The organism is Novosphingobium aerophilum (genome assembly GCF_014230305.1).
GTDB classification, from domain to species: domain Bacteria; phylum Pseudomonadota; class Alphaproteobacteria; order Sphingomonadales; family Sphingomonadaceae; genus Novosphingobium; species Novosphingobium aerophilum.
In genome coordinates this window covers 1-19,466 of the sequence record NZ_JACLAU010000008.1, presented here as the reverse complement: position 1 = coordinate 19,466, position 19,466 = coordinate 1, and the positions used below count along the sequence as shown (strand labels likewise).

General features: G+C 68.6%; 15 protein-coding genes. 8 read left to right on the top strand and 7 right to left on the bottom strand.

The genetic code is table 11. The features are described from left to right. The first annotated feature begins 45 nt into the window (after window positions 1-45). From H7F49_RS07630 to H7F49_RS07620, 3 genes are all read left to right on the top strand, one after another. Window positions 46-537 carry a MarR family winged helix-turn-helix transcriptional regulator gene (locus H7F49_RS07630; protein WP_185682992.1) on the top strand — a complete coding sequence of 164 codons (492 nt, stop codon included), beginning with the start codon at window positions 46-48 and terminating at the stop codon, window positions 535-537. 209 nt (window positions 538-746) lie between these two features. Beyond that, complete coding sequence (locus H7F49_RS07625) at window positions 747-3,449, top strand: TonB-dependent receptor domain-containing protein (protein ID WP_185682991.1); 2,703 nt, start codon at window positions 747-749, stop codon at window positions 3,447-3,449. Beyond that, on the top strand, window positions 3,449-5,218 hold the full coding sequence (locus H7F49_RS07620; protein WP_185682990.1) for a CocE/NonD family hydrolase: 1,770 nt from the start codon (window positions 3,449-3,451) through the stop codon (window positions 5,216-5,218). The genes H7F49_RS07625 and H7F49_RS07620 overlap by 1 nt, the downstream gene beginning before the upstream one ends. 30 nt (window positions 5,219-5,248) lie before the next feature. Here H7F49_RS07620 and xylA read toward each other — a convergent pair whose 3' ends face one another. After that, window positions 5,249-6,556 carry a xylose isomerase gene (gene xylA, locus H7F49_RS07615; protein ID WP_185682989.1) on the bottom strand — a complete coding sequence of 436 codons (1,308 nt, stop codon included), beginning with the start codon at window positions 6,554-6,556 and terminating at the stop codon, window positions 5,249-5,251. Between the two features lie 4 nt (window positions 6,557-6,560). Further along, window positions 6,561-8,009, bottom strand: a complete 1,449-nt coding sequence (xylB, locus tag H7F49_RS07610; RefSeq protein WP_185682988.1) for a xylulokinase — start codon at window positions 8,007-8,009, stop codon at window positions 6,561-6,563. Between the two features lie 494 nt (window positions 8,010-8,503). On the opposite strand from xylB, the gene H7F49_RS07605 reads away from it, so the two are divergent. Genes H7F49_RS07605 through H7F49_RS07595 form a run of 3 tightly spaced genes read left to right on the top strand, consistent with a single transcriptional unit; the run spans window position 8,504 to window position 12,537 of the window. Then, the gene (locus H7F49_RS07605) at window positions 8,504-10,408 is read left to right on the top strand and encodes a potassium transporter Kup (RefSeq protein ID WP_185682987.1); all 1,905 of its coding nucleotides are present in this window, start codon (window positions 8,504-8,506) and stop codon (window positions 10,406-10,408) included. 9 nt (window positions 10,409-10,417) lie between these two features. Beyond that, window positions 10,418-11,866, top strand: coding sequence for a sensor histidine kinase (locus H7F49_RS07600; protein ID WP_185682986.1), 1,449 nt, complete (start codon window positions 10,418-10,420; stop codon window positions 11,864-11,866). Next, window positions 11,863-12,537, top strand: coding sequence for a response regulator (locus H7F49_RS07595; protein ID WP_185682985.1), 675 nt, complete (start codon window positions 11,863-11,865; stop codon window positions 12,535-12,537). Before H7F49_RS07600 ends, H7F49_RS07595 begins: the two co-directional genes overlap by 4 nt. Before the next feature lie 100 nt (window positions 12,538-12,637). Here H7F49_RS07595 and purU read toward each other — a convergent pair whose 3' ends face one another. The 3 genes from purU to ligM form a co-directional block, all read right to left on the bottom strand. Beyond that, a complete protein-coding gene (gene purU, locus H7F49_RS07590; RefSeq protein ID WP_185682984.1) occupies window positions 12,638-13,495 on the bottom strand; it encodes a formyltetrahydrofolate deformylase in 858 nt (285 codons plus the stop codon). Window positions 13,496-13,523: 28 nt separating this feature from the next. Then, window positions 13,524-14,411 carry a methylenetetrahydrofolate reductase gene (locus H7F49_RS07585; RefSeq protein ID WP_185682983.1) on the bottom strand — a complete coding sequence of 296 codons (888 nt, stop codon included), beginning with the start codon at window positions 14,409-14,411 and terminating at the stop codon, window positions 13,524-13,526. A gap of 70 nt (window positions 14,412-14,481) precedes the next feature. Continuing rightward, complete coding sequence (ligM, locus tag H7F49_RS07580; RefSeq protein WP_185682982.1) at window positions 14,482-15,876, bottom strand: vanillate/3-O-methylgallate O-demethylase; 1,395 nt, start codon at window positions 15,874-15,876, stop codon at window positions 14,482-14,484. A gap of 188 nt (window positions 15,877-16,064) precedes the next feature. Between ligM and H7F49_RS07575 the strand changes: the two genes are divergently transcribed. Next, window positions 16,065-16,535, top strand: a complete 471-nt coding sequence (locus tag H7F49_RS07575; protein ID WP_328806592.1) for a MarR family winged helix-turn-helix transcriptional regulator — start codon at window positions 16,065-16,067, stop codon at window positions 16,533-16,535. A 34-nt stretch (window positions 16,536-16,569) separates the two neighbouring features. Here the strand turns inward: H7F49_RS07575 and H7F49_RS07570 are convergent, their stop codons facing one another. Both H7F49_RS07570 and H7F49_RS07565 read right to left on the bottom strand, forming a co-directional pair. Then, window positions 16,570-17,265, bottom strand: coding sequence for an aspartate/glutamate racemase family protein (locus tag H7F49_RS07570; RefSeq protein ID WP_185682981.1), 696 nt, complete (start codon window positions 17,263-17,265; stop codon window positions 16,570-16,572). 68 nt (window positions 17,266-17,333) lie between these two features. Next, window positions 17,334-18,305: a bifunctional helix-turn-helix transcriptional regulator/GNAT family N-acetyltransferase gene (locus H7F49_RS07565; RefSeq protein ID WP_185682980.1), complete on the bottom strand. Its 972-nt coding sequence runs from the start codon at window positions 18,303-18,305 to the stop codon at window positions 17,334-17,336. 334 nt (window positions 18,306-18,639) lie between these two features. Here H7F49_RS07565 and H7F49_RS07560 point away from each other — a divergent pair, with 334 nt between their 5' ends. Beyond that, window positions 18,640-19,209 (top strand): hypothetical protein, encoded by a 570-nt coding sequence (locus H7F49_RS07560; protein ID WP_185682979.1) that lies wholly within the window; start codon window positions 18,640-18,642, stop codon window positions 19,207-19,209. Window positions 19,210-19,466: the final 257 nt, after the last annotated feature.

Here is a 19,466-nt window from a genome sequence, read left to right as displayed (position 1 = left end):
TTTTGCTGTCAATCATCTCCGTGAATCCAGCGGCAGGCATCCGGCATGGCAACCAATTCCAACCTTACGGCGCGCGGCGGCGAGACCGAACGGTCCAACCTGGCGCTTGGCCGGCTGGGAGACTTCGTCGGCTTTCGCCTGCGCCGCGTCCAGAACCAACTGTCGCGCAAGTTCGCCGCCGCCAATGCCGACATGGGACTGCGCTCCGGGCTGTTCTCGTCGCTGGCGATCGTCGCGGCGAACCCGGGCATTTCGCAAAGCGAGCTGTCCAGCGAGGTCGGGCTCGACAAGTCGGTTACGGTGACCATCATCGACGAGCTGGAGAAATACGGCTGGGCCGAGCGCCGCCGTTCGCCCGATGATCGGCGTCGCCATGCGCTTTACGTCACCCCGGAGGGGGACCGCCAGCTCGACCGCCTGTTCGCCCGGATGGAAGAGGTGGAGGGCGCCGTGCTCCACTCGCTGACCGAGGCCGAGCACCAGATGCTCAACGACGTGCTGGACCGGATGTACGACGCGGTTGTCCGCGAATTGTGAACCGGTCCGTCCGTCCGGTTCAACCGTGCGGGAAAACGATAGTTGACATTTTCCACCATTGTTCGATTAATGGGCAGAACCGGCGGAATGGGCGCCGGTTGGCGCGAGTCCGGCAAACGGACCGGCCGGGGAGAGGATGGTCATAACGCCGCGTGACGGCGCGCCGATTGTCCTTCGCCTGGTCCGTTGCGGGCATGAGGGAGGAACTGATGGCAATTTCCGGCAAGCTCGTTTCGCACGGGTCCAGTCTCGCGCTGGCTCTCGCGCTGGTGGCGCCCGGCGTCGCGGCGGCCCAGAGTCGGTCGACCGCTCCGGCCGACAAGCCGACGGCCAGCGCCGAGGCCGCGCCCGAAACGGAAATCGTCGTGACCGGCACCTCGATCCGTGGCCAGGCCCCGGTCGGATCGGCGATCATCTCGCTGGGCCGCGCCCAGATCGAAAGCTCGACGGCGGTCACCGTCGATCGCATGATCAAGGAAATCCCGCAGAACTTCGATCTCGGCGTGTCCGAGAACTCGCGTGGCCAGTCGGGCGGTTCGGGCAACATCACCTTCGGCAACTCGGTCAACCTGCGCGGGATCGGGCCCTATGCCACCCTGGTGCTGATCGATGGGCACCGCGTGACGTACAACAGCCGGTCGATCGATCCCTCGGTCATGCCTTCGCTGGGTGTCGAGCGGGTTGAGGTCGTGGCGGACGGCGCCTCGGCGATCTACGGGTCGGACGCGGTGGCCGGCGTGGTCAACCTGATCCCGCGGCGCAGCCTGAACGGCGCCGAGGTCTTCGCCCGCACTGGTATCGCCCAGCAGGGTGACCTGCACGAGATCACCCTGGGCGCGGCCCTGGGCAAGGTCTTCTCGCGCGGGCAGATCATGATTGCCTACGAGCATGTCGAGCGATCGAACCTGTCGGGCGACAACCGCAACTTCTTCGTGTCCGATCAGACGCCCTTCGGCGGGCCGGACGGCCGCACCACGCGCTGCAGCCCCGGCACGATCCGCGCCGCCGGACAGACCTATGCCATTCCCGCCGCAGGGGTGACCCAGGCGACCGCGGGCACGCTGGTGGCGGGCACCAGCAACAAGTGCGAGCTGCTCGCCAACCAGGACCTGATGCCCCGCCAGCAGTACAATTCGGTCAACGGCACGGCCACCTTCGAGGTGAACGATTCGATCAAGCTGTCGCTCGACGGGTTCTATTCGCGGCGCGAATTCTACCGCAAGTCGGCCTGGACGGCTGCGACCATCACGGTACCGCAGACCAATGCCTTCTTCGTCCGTCCCGCCGGCTTCACCGGGACCAGCTACACGATCGACTACATGTTCCGCGAGCTGCCGTCGCCCGACTCCTGGGGCTATGCCCAGAGCTGGCAGATAACGCCCAAGCTGTCGATCAAGCTGCCCCACGACTTCCAGTTCGAGGCGCTGGCCGGCTTCGGCAAGACCAACGACAATTCGACCTCGGTCGCCGCGATCAACAACGCGGCGCTCAACGCGGCCCTGGCCAGCAGCGATCCCAACGCCGCCTTCGATCCCTACGGCCTGCGCCGGACCAATCCGGCGCTCTATCCGACCCTGGCCAACCAGATATTCCTGGCCCCGACCAACGGCCGCCTGCGGACCTACGAGGCGCGGCTGAACGGTTCGCTGGTCGATCTGCCCGGCGGATCGGTGAAGCTGGCGGCCGGTTACCAGCGGCAGGACTTCGCTGTGTCGCTGGGCTCGGCCCGCGGCGCGCCGACCACTCCGCTGGTCTTCCGCAACTTCAGCCGCGTGGTCGACTCGGTCTATGGCGAGCTCTACGTGCCGGTGTTCGGCGCCGACAACGCGGTGCCCGGATTCCAGAAGCTCGAGCTGAACGCCGCCGTCCGCCACGACAAGTACAGCGACGTGGGCGGGACCACCAACCCCAAGTTCGGCGTCAACTGGACCCCGGTCGACGGGCTGAAGCTGCGCGGCAGCTATGGCACCTCGTTCCGCGCGCCGACCATCCCGGAAATCTACGGCAACTCGAACAACCTGTTCGTCCAGAACTATTCGAACCCGGCGGGTGGCACCCTGGTGGGCGTGGCGCTGTCGGGGCAGAACCTTGGGCTCAAGCCTGAAACCGCCAAGACCTGGTCGATCGGCGCCGATCTCGATCCGGTGCGCGGGCTCCACTTCGGGCTGACCTACTGGGACGTGAACTACAAGAACCAGGTGATCGCCAACCTGTCCAACCTGGCGATCCTGGGCGACCAGGCGTTCTACGCCGGCACCAACGTGATCTTCCAGGGTGCGGCCGCGGCGACCCAGGTGCAGAACTACATCAACTCGGGCGTCGGCGTGGTCGGCGCGCTGCCCGGGGGCAGTGCGGCCAACGTCACGCTGTTCGTCGATGGCCGCGGCCAGAACCTGGGCGCCTCGCGCACCCGGGGGATCGACTTCACCGCGGACTATTCGGCCACCCTCGGCAATGGCGACAAGCTGGGCCTGATGGTCGGCGGCACCTACCTGACGAGCTACCGGATCTCGGTCGCGCCGAGTGCGCCGACGGTCGATCGGCTCAACACGATCTTCAACCCGCTCAGGCTCAAGGTCCGGTCGATCCTGACGTATGAGCACGGGCCGATCGGGGCGCGGGTGCAGTGGATCCACGTCAACGGCTATCGCAACATCGCCGCCAATCCAGTGCAGAACGTGCGCGCGTTCAATCCGGTGGACTTCTCGCTCAACTGGCGGATCGGTGACCGCACCGCCTCGGGCTTCTTCGAGAAGGGCATGACGCTCACCTTCGAGGTCCGCAACCTGTTCAACGAACGGCCGCCCTACGTGAACATCGCGCCGAGCGGCAATGGCAGCGGCGGGTATGATGCCACCGCCGCCGACCCGACCGGCCGGCTCTTCGCGGTCTCGGTGCGGAAGGCCTTCTGATGCGGGCGGCGCTCGCTGCCCTGGCCGTGATGCTGGCGACGGCGACGACCGGGGCAGGGGCGCAGACCGCCACATCTTCCCCCGCGGCGGGGCCGGCGCTCTCTCCCGCGTCGGTCCCGTCGTCCTTCGGGCATTACCAGCCCCCCCGGACCTATTCCGAGCAGGTCACCAGCTCGTTCTACCTGCCCTTGCGCGACGGGACGAAGGTGGCCGTGCTGGTCGCCCGCCCGGCGCAGGGCGGCAAGCCGGTCGACAGCCGGTTCCCGGTGATCTGGCATCATTCGCTCAGCGCCACCCAGCAGCCCGCCGACGGGGTGGGATCGCGCGCGGCGGGCTTTGTTACCATGCCCCGGCTGACCGACTATGGCTATGTCGTGGTCCAGGTCGCGCGGCGCGGCAATGGCCAGTCGTTCGGGACCATGCGCGGCTATCACGATCGCAACGAGGCGCATGATGCCTATGAGCTGATCGAATGGCTCGCCCGCCAGCCCTGGTCGAACGGCATGGTCGGGCAGTATGGCTGCTCCAACACCGGCGATGCCGCTGCGCAGGCGATGACCGTCAACGCCCCGCACCTCAAGGCCGTGTTCGCCGGGTGCTTTTCCTGGAACAAGTACGATGCCATGCGCCGCGGCGGAATCTTCGCGCAGTGGGGCACCGGGCCCACCCGCACGATCGCGCAGGACATGGCGGTCAAGCCCGTCGACACCGATCCCGACAAGGTGCTGCTCCGCCAGGCCGCCGAGCAGCACCAGCGGGCGGTGCCGCTGTTCGAGGTGTGGAAGGCCTTGCCTTACCGCGACAGCTTCTCCCCCCAGTTGCAGAGCCCCTTCTGGGCCGAGGGCAGCGCGTCGAGCTATAGGCCGCAGATGATCCAGGGCGGCGTGCCGCTCTACGTGGTCGGCGGGTGGCGCGACGAGCTGCGGGATCAGGGCCTGATCGCCCAGGCCAACATTCCCGGCGCGCGCATCCTGATTGGCGACTGGTTGCATTGCGAGAACGACGGCTTTGCCCTGGCCGAGGAAGCGCTGCGCTTCTTCGATCGCCATCTCAAGGGCATCGACACCGGGATCGATCGCGACGATCCGGTCCACTACTTCGTGGTGGGTCCGAACGTCTGGCGGTCGAGCGCGGTCTGGCCCCTGCCCGAGGCAAAGCCGGCCAGCTTCGCCCTCACCACGAAGGGGCTGGTCGAAGGCGCGTTCGCGGGCGCTGCGGTAAGGCGGGAATTCGCGGTCGACTATGCGGTGACCTGCGAGAAGAGCGGGTTCGGCCCAACCATGCAGCCTTGCCACAATCCCGGCCACGGCTGGTCGATCGCGGGCCGGCCTTTCGCGGCCGCCGCGGAGTACACCGGGCATGGCGTGGCCGACCTGTGGATCGCGGCCGACACGCCCGACGCCAACCTGTTCCTCTACGTCGAGGATGTCGCCCCCGATGGAACAGTGAAGGTGATCACCGAAGGGCGGCTCAAGGCCAGTCTGCGCAAGACCGGCACGGCGCCCTGGACCCTGCCCGGCGGCTATCCCTGGCACCGCGCCTTCGCCGAGGATGCCGAGGCCCTGACCCCCGGGGAGCCCGCGCGGCTGCAGTTCGACATCATGCCGACCAGCTGGACCTTCCAGCCGGGCCATCGCCTGCAGGTCACCCTGACCGGCTCCGACTGGCGCGAGCGTGCGCGTGATCCCCAGGCCCAGCCCCGGGCGATCACTATCCTCAGCGACCGCGCGCGTCCCTCGTCCGTCACCTTGCCGCTGATCCGGCGATGACGGCGCGGCGCCCCATCGCGCCCGCTCGCCTCAGAAGCGGTTGAGCAGGTTTTCCAGCCACTCCTGCCGCCCCGAGACCGGCCCCGGCGCAAGATCACGTGCCACGGCCAGATCGGCGATCTCGGCCAGGCTGGCCGAACCGATCGTCCGGCCCAGATCGCCCCGCCAGCCGGCGTAGCGCTCGGCGCGGAAGGCGTCGATCCGGCCGTCGGCGACGATCGCCTCGGCGCGGAGCAGGGCGCGGGCGATCACGTCGACCCCGCCGATGTGCCCGTGCAGCAGGTCCACCGCATCGACCGACTGGCGCCGGACCTTGGCATCGAAGTTGAACCCGCCGGTGGTGAACCCGCCCGCGCGCTCGATCTCGAGACAGGCCAGGGTCAGCTCCTCGACCGAGTTGGGAAACTGGTCGGTGTCCCAGCCGTTCTGCGGATCGCCGCGGTTGGCGTCGATCGATCCGAACACGCCGAGGGCGCCGGCCATGGCGATCTCGTGCTCGAAGGTGTGGCCCGACAGGGTGGCGTGGTTGGCCTCGATGTTGACCTTGACCTCGTCCTCCAGCCCGAAGCGCTTGAGGAAGCCGTAGACCGTCTGGGTGTCGAAATCGTACTGGTGCTTGGTCGGCTCGTGCGGCTTGGGCTCGATCAGGATCGTGCCGGTGAACCCGATCCTGTGCTTGTGCTCGACCACCAGGCTGAGGAACCGGCCGAAGTTGGCCTGCTCGGTCTTGAGGTCGGTGTTGAGGATCGTGTCATAGCCCTCGCGCCCGCCCCACAGCACATAGTTGGCCCCGCCCAGGCGGTGCGTCGCTTCCAATGCGTCGCGCACCTGACTCGCCGCCCAGGCATAGACCTCAGGCCGCGGCGAGGTGGCGGCACCCGCCAGATAGCGCGGGTGGCTGAACAGGTTGGCCGTGCCCCACAGCAGCCTGCGCCCGTGCCGGTCCTGCAGCTCTTCCAAATGATCGACCGCGCGGGCGAAGCTGGCGCGGAACGCGGCAATGTCCTCGGCCGGGGCCATCACGTCGACATCGTGGAAGCAGTAGAACGGCAGGTCGAGCTTGTCGACAAAGGTCAGTGCCGCCTCGCGCTTGGCCCGGGCGGCGGCCTCGTCCTGCGGGCCCTGCAGCCAGGGGCGGCTGAAGGTCCCGGCACCGAACACGTCGCTGCCCGGCCAGCAGAAGGTGTGCCACATGCACACGGCGAAGCGCAGGTAATCCTCCATGCGCTTGCCGAAGACCACGCGGTCCTTGTCGTACCAGCGATAGGCCAGGTCATTGGCGCTGTCCGGGCCTTCGTAGCGGACCGGGGCGAATTCGGCGAAATAGGCGGCGGACATGGGACTACTCCGTGATGGCCGAAAGGGCGGGATAGGCGGCGCGGAAGCGCGCGCGGCGTGGGGCAAGGCGGGCGGCAAAGGCGGGGTCGGGCTCGATCACGGCGCGCACCGGCGGGCGCGGGCAGGCCTCGCTGGCGCCCGCGCCGGTCACCCCCATGCGGGCCAGATGCGCGGCGCCCAGCGCGGGGCCGACCTCACCCCCGTCAAGGTAGACCAGCCGGACGTCGAGCGCGCTGGCGAGGATGCGGCCCCAGTGCGCCGAGCGCGAGCCGCCGCCGATCACCGCCAGCTCGGCGATCGGGGTGCCGGCGCGGCGCAGGGCATCGATCCCGTCGGCATGGGCGAAGGCGACGCCCTCCAGCACGGCGGCGGCCAGGTCGGCGGTGGTGGTCTGGTTGCCCAGGCCGAGGAATGCGGCGCGGATCTTCGGATCGTTGTGCGGGGTGCGCTCGCCCGAGAGATAGGGCAGGAACAGCTCGTCCCCGGCGCGCTCCGCCCCCTGCTCGGCGAGCGCGAGCAGCTCGGCCGGGCCGGGCAGGTTGCAGGCCTGGGCCGCCCAGTCGAGGCACGACGCGGCGGACAGGTGCACGCTCATCTGGTGCCACAGCCCGGGCAGGGCATGGCAGAAGGCATGGACCGCCTCGGCCGGATTGGGCCGGAACGCGGCCGTGGCGACGAAGATCACCCCCGAGGTGCCGAGCGAGAGCATGCCCTGGCCCTCCGCCAGCACGCCGACGCCGAGCGCCCCGGCGGCATTGTCGCCGGCTCCGGCTACCACCGGGACAGGGGTCATGCCCCATTCGCGGGCGATCTCGGGGCGTAGTGTCCCCGTCACCTCGGGTCCTTCGTGGAGCCGGGGCATATGGCTTTCGTCGAGGCCGGTCGCCGCGAGGAGCGCCGGGGACCAGCGCCGCGCCCCGACATCGAGCCACAGCGTCCCGGCGGAATCGGACAGGTCGCTGGCCTTGTCGCCGGTCAGGGCGAGGCGGACATAGTCCTTGGGCAGCAGCACGCTGCGGGTTGCAGCGAACAGGTCTGGCTGATGGGCGCGGACCCAGGCCAGCTTGGGGGCGGTGAAGCCCGGCATGGCGAGGTTGCCGGTGATCGCGCGCAGGTCTGGCACTGCTGCCTCGAGCGCGGCGCATTCGGCCTGGCTGCGGCCATCGTTCCACAGGATCGCGGGGCGCAGCGGGCGATCGTCGGCGCCGAGCAGAGTGGCGCCGTGCATCTGCCCGGCCAGGCCGATGCCCTGCACCCCCGCGCGCAGGTCGGCCGACAGGGCCAGGACCGCAGCATGGGTCGCCGCCACCCAGCTGTCCGGGTCCTGTTCGGACCACAACGGCTGCGGGCGCGAGACGGTGAGCGGCGCGCTGGCCTGGGCCAGCACGGCACCATCCGCCCCGGTGATGACCGCCTTGACCCCGCTGGTGCCGATATCGATCCCGAGGAACATGGGTTCAGCGCGCCCCCTGCCGCACCGGAATCACCTGCACCGCCATCGCTCCACTCTCCCCTGCCGGCCGGTTCGCCCCATCGCGCCCGGCCCCGGCTTCATCCGACTGTTCCGCAGCCGGCAGCTGCCGGGGACTATAGCAAGGCCTTATTTAAAACAAAGGTTCTATTTTATGGACATGCCCAACGCCGGTCCACCGGGCATTTCTGTGGTGATCGGGTCGAATGCCAACTCGACGGTCGAGCCTCCTCCCCGCTGCGACTAGCCCAGCCTGCGGCAGGGCCAGTCTCGCTCCCCTCCCCGTTGGGGAGGGGCAGGGCCAGTCTCGCTCCCCTCCCCGTCGGGGAGGGGATGGGGGTGGGGGTTCCAGGCCAGTGTTTGCCAGCAACCCAAGCCCCATTTTTATGCGTTGTTTACGCGCCGCGTGGGCGATCCGCATGGCGCGCTAACGTCGATCCGGACCAAGGCAGCCTGACCATCAGGAGGCTCCGTCCGTGTCAAACTCGCCCGATCTGCCCAACCAATCGCTTGGCATCCTGACCCTCGGCGCGATCGGGGTGGTCTATGGCGATATCGGGACGAGCCCGCTCTATGCCTTCCGCGAGGCGCTGGCCCAGTCGGGGGCCGACGGCATTTCCTTCGGGGAAATCCTGGGGGTCCTGTCCCTCGCCCTGTGGGCGTTGATCATAGTGGTCACGCTCAAATACGTCGCCTTCCTGACCCGCATGGACAACAACGGCGAGGGCGGGGTCCTGTCGCTGATGGCGCTGGCCCGGCGCGCGACCGGTGGGGGCTGGCGGATCGTGCTGCTGCTCGGCGCCACCGGCGCCGCCCTGTTCTATGGCGACGCGATCATCACCCCAGCGCTTTCGGTGCTTTCCGCGGTTGAGGGGCTGCGGACGATCCCCGGTCTGGAAAGCATGTCCGAACCGGTCATCCTGGGCGTGACGGTGGGCATCCTGTGCGGTCTGTTCGCCTTCCAGGCGCGCGGCACGGCCGGGGTGGCGGCGCTGTTCGGGCCGATCTGCCTGATCTGGTTCGTGGCCCTCGCCGCTCTGGGGCTGTGGCAGATCGCCAAGGCTCCCGGGGTTCTGGCCGCCTTGAACCCCATGCAGGCCATAGAGTTCCTGCACGGGCATGGGGTGACCGGGCTCTTCGTGCTCGGCGCGGTCTTCCTGACCGTGACCGGCGCCGAGGCGCTGATTGCCGACATGGGCCATTTCGGCCGGCTGCCGATCCAGCTGGGCTGGCTCGGTCTGGTCTGGCCGGCCCTCACGCTCAACTACCTGGGGCAGGGAGCGCTGGCGCTGCAGGCCTTGGCCCAGGCCGAGGCCCGGGGCCAGGTTCTGGCCAATGCCGACTGGTTCTTTCTGCTCGCCCCCGATGCGCTGCGCGCGCCGCTGGTCGTGCTCGCCACGGCCGCGACGGTGATCGCCAGCCAGGCGGTCATCACCGGGGCCTTCTCGCTCACGCACCAGGCGACCGCGCTGGGCCTGCTGCCGCGCCTGACGATCCGCCAGACCTCGGCCCAGCAGATCGGCCAGATCTATCTCCCCGCGGTCAACTGGATTCTGCTGGGCGGCGTGGCGGTGCTGGTCTTCGCCTTCCGCAGCAGCTCGGCGATGGCCGCCGCCTATGGCATCGCCGTGACCGGCACCATGGTGGTCACGACCTGCCTGGCCTTCATCATCGCCTGGCGACACTGGCATTGGGATCTGGGCTGGGCAGCCCTGCTGATCGCGCCGTTCCTGGCGCTCGACGTGTTCTTCTTCGGCGCCAACATCCTGCGCGTGACCGAAGGGGGCTGGGTTCCGCTCGTCGTGGCGGGGATGGTCGGGCTGGTCATGGTCACCTGGCTGCGCGGGCGGCGTGCCGTGACCGAGCGGAGCAGCCGGATGGGGATCGCCCTCGACGAGTTCGTCCACGCCCTGTCGGTCCGGCCGCCGGTCCGGATCGAAGGGACCGCGGTGTTCCTGACCCAGGACCTGACGCAGGTCCCCGCCGCGCTGCTGCACAACCTGAAGCACAACAAGGCCCTGCACCGCTGTTCGATCCTGCTGCGGGTCGAAACCCTGCCGCAACCCTGGGTCGCGCCGGACGAGCGGCTGTCCCTGGACCCCTTCGATGCAACCTTCGTCCGCGCCCGGCTGCGCTATGGCTATATGGACAGGGTCGATGTGCCGAGCGATCTGGCGCGCAGTCCTGGGCTGCTCGACGGGCCCGGCGGCACCTCGTTCTTCGTCGGACGCAGCGCGATCCGCTTTGCCGCGCGCCCGCTGCTGCCCCGCTGGATGACGGTTATCTACATGTTCCTGCACCGCAACGCGGCCGATCCCACCGCCTATTTCAACATCCCCCCCAATCGTGTGGTCGAACTTGGCAGCCAGATCGAGCTATAGCCCGAGGCCGTGACTCGACTGCCCGGCTCATTCCTGCTCGCGCTGGCGGCCGTTGCCGCGGTGGCGGCCGTGACCACCGCGCTGCTGCCGGTGCTCGGGCTGGCATCGGCCGCGCTGCTCTTCCTGTTGCCGGTGCTGCTTGCCGCGGCGCGTGGAGGGCTGTGGCCTGGTCTGCTGGCCGCGCTGGCGGGGACGGCCGCCTACAATTACCTGCTGGTCGAGCCGCGCTACACCTTTCGGATCGATCGGCTGGACGGTCTGGTCAGCGTCTGCGTGCTGGGCGCCGTCGCGGTCGTGACGAGCCGCCTGGCGACCCGGCTCCTCGCGCGCGAGGCCGAAGCCAACGCCCGCGCCCAGGCCAGTGCGGAGCTGGCGCAGCTCTCCGCCGTCCTGGCGGCGGGGGATGCGAACGACGCCCTGGCCAAAGGGATGGCCTTCGTCGGCGGGCGTTACGGCCCGGCCCGGCTGATCGAAGCCTTGACCACCGCCAATCGCGATGCGGTCTTCACCTCGCTCGATCTGGCGGCGGCGGCCTGGGCGCTGCACAATGGCGACATGACCGGTCACGGCACTGAGATCATGGGGGCGGCCGACTGGAGCTTCGTCCCGGTCGTGGCGAAGAGCCGGCCGGACCTGGCCGTGCTGGCCCTGGCCCGCCGGCCGGAGGGCGGCGCGCGCACCATGTCCGAGCTGGAACAGGTGCAGCAGCTGGCCTGGCTGCTGGGCCAGTGCCGTGACCGCGCCAGTCTGGACCGGGAACGTGGCGAACGGGCGGTGCTGGAACAGAGCGAGCGGCTGCGCCGTACTTTCCTGGCCTCGCTGGCGCATGACTTCCGCACCCCGCTGACCATCATCACCGGTCGCCTCGAACTGATCGCCCAGCGCGGATCCGGGGGGCGGGACCCCGCGGTCGACGATGCCCTCGCCGCGGCGCACCGACTCGACCGGACCATGGCCGATCTGCTGGGGGCGGCCCGTCTGGAAGACGGCTCGCTGCGGGCGGCGAACGAAAGCTGCGATCTGGTCGACGCAACGGCTTCGGCCTGCGCTGCGCTGGTGATCCCCCCCGGACTGGCCGTCACCCGGAGGGTCCCGGCCGATCTGCCCTTTGTCCACGCCGATCCCGTGCTGCTGCAGCACGTTCTGGCCAATCTGATCGACAACGGCCTGCGTCACGCGCGGCGTGCGCTGACCATTGCCGCGGAACCGGAGGATGACCGGATCGTGCTGACCGTCGACGACGATGGTCCCGGTGTGCCGGTGGCAGAACGCGAGCGCATCTTCGCCCGGTTCCAGCGTCTCGCCGGCACGGATCACAGCCAGGGCAGCGGGCTGGGGCTGGCGATCGTGAAGGGCTTTGCCGAAGCCATGGGGGCCAAGGTGTCGGTGGGCGAGAGCCCGTTGGGTGGCGCCCGGTTTGCGCTGAGCCTGCCCCGTTCCTCGGGAGCAAGCGGATGAGCCGGATTCTGTGTGTGGACGACGAGGCCGCGATTCTCAGGCTGTTGAGCGTCATCCTCCAGCGCGACGGGCACGCGCCCGTGCCGGCGCCCGATGCCCGCGCCGCGATGGCTGCGCTTGGGGCAGGGGGGATCGATGCCGTCTTGCTCGATCTCGGCCTGCCCGACCGCGATGGTCTCGAACTGCTGCCCGCCCTGCGCGCGCTGGCCGCGGTGCCGGTGATCGTCATCTCGGCGCGGGCGGATGTCCAGGAAAAGGTCGCCGCGCTCGATCTGGGGGCCGCCGACTATGTCACCAAACCGTTCGATGGCGACGAGCTGCTCGCCCGGCTTCGGGTCGCGCTGCGCGGGGCAGGCACCCAGGCGGGCCGCGATGGAGTCCTGACTCATGGACCGATCCGTCTCGACCGGTCCCGCCACGAAGTGTCCGTCCACGATCGCCCGGTGGCCCTGACCCCCCGCGAGTTCGCCGTGCTGGCCGAGCTTGTCGCCGCAGGCGGGCGCATCCTGACCCATGGCGCCCTGCTCGAGAGCGTCTGGGGCAAGGCGCACCAGCAGGACGTCGAGTACCTGCGCGTCGTGGTGCGGGCGCTGCGGTTGAAGCTGGAGGATGATCCAGCCCAGCCACGCCTGATCCGGAACGAGCCGGGCATCGGCTACCGCCTCGATTGACCGCCCCCCCCGGGGGGGTGCAGCCGCCAGGCGCTGTTTCCGTTGCACTGAACCCGCCCGGCCCCGGCCCGCGGCCGATTCCCCGCAAGTGGAAAAGACTCTATCCCGGGAAAACCACCGTCCGGCTGCCGTTGAGGAACACCCGGTCATGCAGGTGGAGCCGCACCGCTTCGGCCAGGACGCGGCGTTCGATGTCGCGGCCCTTGCGGACCAGATCGTCCGGGGTGTCGGCATGGCTGATCGCCTCGACGTCCTGGTGGATGATCGGGCCTTCGTCGAGATCGGTGGTCACGTAGTGCGCGGTGGCGCCGATCATCTTGACCCCCCGCTCGTGCGCCTGGTGATAGGGTTTGGCGCCCTTGAATCCGGGCAGGAAGGAATGATGGATGTTGATGCACCGGCCCGACAGGAAGGCGGCAAGATCGTCCGACAGGATCTGCATGTAGCGGGCGAGCACGACCAGCTCGGCCCCGGTGGCCTCGACCAGCGCCTTGATCTGCGCCTCCTGCTGCGGCTTGGTGTCGCGCGTGACCGGCAGGTGGTGATAAGGGATCTCGCCGATCAGCGAGGTGTGCAGCACCTCGCGCGGGTGGTTGCTGGCGATCCCGACCACCGCCATCGGCAATTCGCCCAGCCGGTGGCGGTATAGCAGATCGCCCAGGCAATGGTCGAACCGGCTGACCATCAGCAGCACCTTCCGCGGGATGGCCTGGTCGGTCATGGTCCAGTCCATGCCCGCCGCCTGCGCCTCGGGCGCAAAGGCCCGCTGCACCGCCGCCAGGTCCATGCCTGCGGGCGTGACGAAGGTTGCCCGCATGAAGAACCGCTCCGACAGCCGGTCATTGTATTGCTGGGCATCCTCGATGTTGCAGCCGACCCGGGCGAGCACGTTCGCCACCCGCGCGACCAGTCCGGGGCGGTCGTCGCATTGCAGGCGCAGGGTGATGGTCTGGGTCATCGACGGAGTTCTCCCTGGTTGAGCGGGCTCAGCGGGGCCGGATCAGGCCGTGCCCGTGATCGTAGGCCCGGATCCATTCGACCGTCCGGCCGACGCCCCCGAACGGATAGAAATGCAGCCGCACCCGGCCGTGCTCGACCGCGAGACCGGCGGCGAAGGCTTCGATCAGCCGGTCGGGCCCGGCGCTGCCGAGCAGGTTGCCCAGGCTGATCCCGTACTTCTTCAGCACGCTCGTCGAAGCGCCCACCCCGCAGCGCGCGGCGAAGGCGATCAGCCGCTTGATCCCGGCCGGACCGGGCACCCCGATCCGGACCGGAGCCTCGATCCCTCGCGCCCGCGCCTCGGCCAGCCAGCCCAGGACAGCGTCCGGATCAAAGCCGAACTGGGTGACCACCAGCGGCGCCATGCCCCGCGCGGTGATCTCGGCGACCTTGGTGTCCAGCACCTGCCAGCATTCCTCCCGGGACATCACCGGATGTCCTTCCGGATGCCCGCCCACGCCGATCGCGCGGATGCCGTTGCGTTCGAAGGTGCCGGTCGCGATCAGCGCCATGCTGTCGGCGAAGGGGCCCTGCGGCTCCGGCGGGTCTCCGGCGACGACGAAGCAGCGCCGCACTCCGGCGCGCTCGACAACAGCGCCAAGGTACTCCTCGAACTCCTCCGCCGAGACCAGCCGCCGCGCCGAGAAGTGCGGCATCGGCTCGAACCCTAGCTCGCGCACGGCCACTGCGGCGGCGATCCGGTCGGGCTGGGCCTCGCCGGGCAGGAAGGTCACGGCCACCGGGGTATCGACCGGCATCGCGGGCGCGGCCTCCTGCAGGGCCGGGACATCGCGGGCTGTGATCTCGATCGAGTAGCCTTCGGTAATGCCTAGTGGCGGGCGTTCCCAAGCGGGATGGATCACGGGAGCGACCATGCTTGTCTCCGGCGCGACAGGGTGCGACAGGCGGGCCCAGGCCGAACGAGCCGGCTTGGGCCGGAGCGCCTCAGCGCGCGGTGCGCCAGCCTTCCTGATAGGTTTCGCGGGCAACGCGGCTGTAGGGCACCGGGCTGACCACGGCGCGGACCTCGATCTGCTTGTGCGGTTCGACCGTGGTCTTGCGGGTCCCGCCGTTTTCCTCGCCCCACACGACGCGCAGTTCGGTGCCGACGGGAATCTCGGGATCGATGGTCGCCAGGCTCAGCGCCTGCTTTTCATTGAAGGAGTAGCCGGTGAACATCGACAGGCCGACCGTCCTGCCCCCCGCATCGACCACCCGGTCGTAATTGGACGAGGCATAGTTGGCGAGCGGTACGTCGAAGAACTTGTAGGTCTCGCCATCGGGGTTGAACAGCGAGGCCATGATCCTGGCCATGTCCTCGGGGTGCCAGGCCAGGGTCACCTTCTTGCGCTGCTGCGCCGGATCGATCGCCTCCAGCGCCTCGCGGCCATGAAAATCATGGTCGAACTTCACGAACCCGCCGTAGCCCAGCTCCCACGGGTTGAGGTAGTAGTCCTCGATCCGGTCGGAGACGAACGAGCCGCCGATCGAACCGGTCGCCTCGTAGCTGTCGGCGCCCAGCCATTCGCGATAGCCGCGCAGCTTCTCGCCGGTGTAGATCGCGGGGAGGGGCGAGGGGATCCAGCCCGATTCCAGCGTGTTCGACGGATAGGCGCGGCTGCCGCAGGCGATCAGGCCGAATTCCTTGCCGGCCTCGAGGATCGCGGCGCGGATCTCCTCCTGTTCGGCATAGGGACCCCAGATTTCCAGACCCGGCGCGCCCGACATGCCGTGGCGCAGGGTGCGCACGGTCTTCCCGGCGATGGTCATCGTACTCATGTTGAAGAACTTGAGCTGTTCCAGCGGACCGCCGTTGAGCTTTTCGATCACGTTCCAGGCCTGCGGCCCCTGGATCTGGAAGCGCCATTCCTTGCGGGTGACCGGCTTGCCCATCGGGCGCATCGGGGACCTATCGTCCAGCTCGATCTCGACGTCGTAGCCGCCGGTCGCGCCATGGTAGCGCAGCCAGTTGGAGGCGGGGGCGCGACCGACGTAGGTGAAGCTTTCTTCCTCGGTCCAGAAGATGATGCCATCGCCGATGACATGGCCATAGGGCGTGGTCGGCACGTACTGCTTGGCCTTGTTGACGCTCCAGCCCTTGGTGCTGTTGACCATGGTATCGGACAGCAGCTTCAGTGCGTCCTTGCCGCGGATATAGAGGTTCACCATGTGGTGCGACTGGTCGAACAGGACAGCCGAGTGCTGCCAGGCCCACTGTTCGCTGCGCCAGTTGGAAAACTCCGGGGCGACCACCGGGTAGACATAGGCGCCGAGCTGCGAATTGCGCAGCATGCCAACGATATCGCCCGAATTGTCGAGCACCTGCTGCAGGTTTGCCATGACTTGCTCTCCCATCGCCACTTGCGGCCAAGACTCACCGAGCGGCGACTCGTCGCGCCGTCACGGCTCTCCCGATATTTGTATGCAACACATACGGCTTTTGGCAAGGGACAAGTTGACGCCGGAGGCCCGCAGGGTAGGGTATCGGCCATGGACAGCGGTTGTGCGGGTCAGGGCGGGGAACGATCGTGAGCGAATGGGATGGCCCTGGCGCGGGCGATGCACCGCCCCCTGCGTCCAATCTCCCAGCCGATCTGGACGGGATCGTCGGCTTCCACCTGCGCCTCGCCCACGGGGCCGTCTATCGCCATTTCACCGAGACCTTCGCCGCGCTGAATCTCACGCAGAAGCAGGTGTCGGTGCTGTGGCTGGTCGCCGCCGAACCGGGCCTGGCCCAGACCGCGCTCTCCGCCCGTTTGCAGATGGACCGCGCCACGGTGATGGCGATCGTCAACCGCCTGCAGGACCGTGGCTTCGTGGTGCGTGGCAAGTCCGCGGTCGACGGCCGCAAGCAGACGCTCCACCTCACCCCGGCGGGCCAAGCGGCTCTCGCGGAGGCCCGCACCGCGATCGGCGCGCACGAGGATTGGCTCAAGGCCCGCTTCACCCGCGCCGAGGTGCGCAAGCTGATCGAACTGCTCGCACGCATCCACGGTTGAGGTCATCGGCCCTAGGAGGCAAATGGGCTGGGGTTCAGCCGCCCAGGGCGAAGTCAATCGCGGCCGCGGCGTGGAGCGCGGTCGTGTCGATCAACGGCACGGGGCAATCACCGGGTCCGACCAGGAGGGCGATCTCGGTACATCCGAGGATCACCGCCTCGGCCCCGCGATCGACCAGCCGGCGCATCGCCTGGCGATAGGCTTCGCGCGATTCCTCGCGCAGCACGCCGGCGATCAGCTCTTCGTAGATCACCCGGTGCACGGTCGCGCGGTCGGTGTCGTCGGGGACGATCACCTCCAGCCCGTGACGCTCCGCCAGGCGGCCGCGATAGAAGTCCTGCTCCATCGTGAACCGGGTGCCGAGCAGGCCGACGGTGCCCAGCCCTTGGTTGCGGATGGCCAGCGCTCCCGGATCGACAATGTGCAGCAAGGGCACGCCGATCGCCGCCTCGACCCGGTCCGCGGTGCGGTGCATCGTGTTGCTGGCGATGAGCAGGCCCTCGGCTCCGGCGGTCTCGAGCCGCTGCGCTGCCTCGATCATCGCCGCCGCGAGGCCGTCCCAGTCGCCGCGCATTTGCAGCGCCTCGATCTCGGCGAAGTTGCAGGACCATAGCAACAACCGGGCCGAGGCGCTGGGGCTCAGGCGGTCCCGTACGCCCTGGTTGATCAGGCGATAGTATTCGGCCGTACTCTCCCAGCTGAGCCCGCCGATCACTCCGAGAGTGCGCATGACCGTTCTCCTATCCTTGCCGCGCGGCCGGGCCGCCGATTTCCTGACGCGCTGACGATGCCGCGGCCCTACCGGGCGAGGGGCGGGGCGGGCAGACCGGCAAAGCGCATGGCAACATTGCACCGTTCATACCGGGCACCGTACTCGGCCATGATCTGCGCATCGTCCACGAAGCCGAGCTTTCGGTAAAGATGGATCGCGGCCTCGCAGCGGGCGTTGGTCAGCAGATAAAGCAATTCGGCCCCCATCGCCCCGGCCCGCTCGATCATGGCCTGAAGCAGGAACTCCCCGGCCTTGAGCCCGCGGGCACTGTCGCGAACGCCCATCTTGGTCAGTTCGAAACGCCCCGGTCCGGTCCGTTGCAGCGCGCAGGTGCCCACCACCCCCAGACCGGGCGCCTCGACGAACAGGATCGTCCCGCCGGGCGCGATGATCCGCTGCTGCGGATGTTCCAGCACGTCGCGATCGGTCGGCTCGAGCGCGAACATGGCGGTGATCCACTGCGCGTTGATGTCATGGAAGTCACCGGCCAGACTGTCCTCGAACTCGCGAATGCGCAGCCCCCCGGCGCTCGCGTGAGCGGCCCGTTCCGCAATCGAGGCTTGATCCAGCGCCCGTTCGATGGCCGTCAGCTGGGCAAGGAACCCATGCCCGCCACCGCCCAGAACCTCTTCGGCGGCCAGCCCGATCCGCGGCCAGAGGTCCGTGGCCGCCCTGTACGCTGCCGCCTGGCCAGCCGGCGTGAGGCCGATCATCCGGGTGCGCTGGTCGGCGGCCGGAACCCCGGCGACGATCCCCAGCTTCTCCAGCTGCCCCACCGCACGGGTCACCCCGGGCTGGCTGATCCCGATCGCCTCGGCCAGCTGCCCGATGGTCAGGGCCCGGCCGCGCAGCGCGGCAAGAACCGCCATATGTCCGGGCTGCAGCGGAAGGCCTGCCTCCTCGATCACCCGCATCGCTCCGGCCTGGAGCCGTTCGGCCAGACGCTTGAGCCTGCTGCCGAGAAAGGCCGGCCCCATGTCGACCAGAACGTCCTGCATCGCAATCTCCATAGCACGTTATATAACATGATATGAAAATCCGTGGGGCTGTCAACCGGAGTGGTCTGGCCGGCAGCACGGGAAATGCCCGTGATGACACTTTGCCGGGTCACCCAGGCCAGCTTGCAGGGCTGATCCCCGTCTGGCCCGGTCTTTGTCCGGTCCAGTGGCGATCGCACGGGTGCGGGGCAGGGGACGTCCGGGCCGGGCCCTCGATGGCCAGGTGGCGCGGACGACACTTCATCGCCGGTAAAGTGTCATAGGCGACTCACTGACAGCGTTGATGGAAAAGGGATTCACACGATTCCCTCAATGTGCTTGATTCCGTCTCCTCATGTTCCATGCACCTTGCCATGTCGTACGGGCGCCACGGGCCGAAGTGGCGGGTCTTCTGGGAACGCTGGCCCGCGTCAGCAGCCGTCCGCGCTATGCCTTCATGTTGCTGACTCTCATCGCCGAAGCCGCGGATGAGCGAGGTCGTGCCGGACCGTGGGTCGATTCCGGCGGTAGGCCCGTGCTGCTGCGGGACTGGCTCGGCGATGCCCTGGCGCAGATGGCGGGCCGGGACAGCCAGCGCCAGGACCTGATCGAGCGGGTGAGAGCCGAACTTGTGCGGGACGGGCTTCTGCCGCCCGAGCACCAGGCCGCCGATCGGGCGATCGCGCTGGAAGTGGCGAGCCGGGCTCGGGCATCGGCCCGGACCAACATCAGTCGCTCGGTGTCAGAGCTCGTCAAGGGGGGTCTGTTGCGTCGGCACTACCAGGGTTACGCCGTCGATCATGTCAACCGGGGTGGGCAGCGGCACGTGGTCTACACGCTCGACGGTCCAGCCCTGGTGCTGCTGGGGAAAGGGGCGCCGCCACGTGCGCCGCAGCAAGGCAGGCAGGGAGAGCTGCCGTTCTGACGAGGCGATGGCGCAAGCCTGCCCTCCCCGGATCGGATCGCTGTTCTGGCTGGTTAGAGAAGACACTATTTCCGCCAGATAGAGATGTCACCGCTGGATGCAGCAGGGGCTGTGCGGAACCCTTCGAGCTTGTGCAGCACAGCCCCTGCTGGTGCGCTGATCTCGCGGTGATGGTGCCCGGACCCACTGCGCCAGCAGTGGGCTCCCTCAAACGGCCTCGACCAGCTCGCGCCGAGCCTGCTCGATAGGGGGGAGCC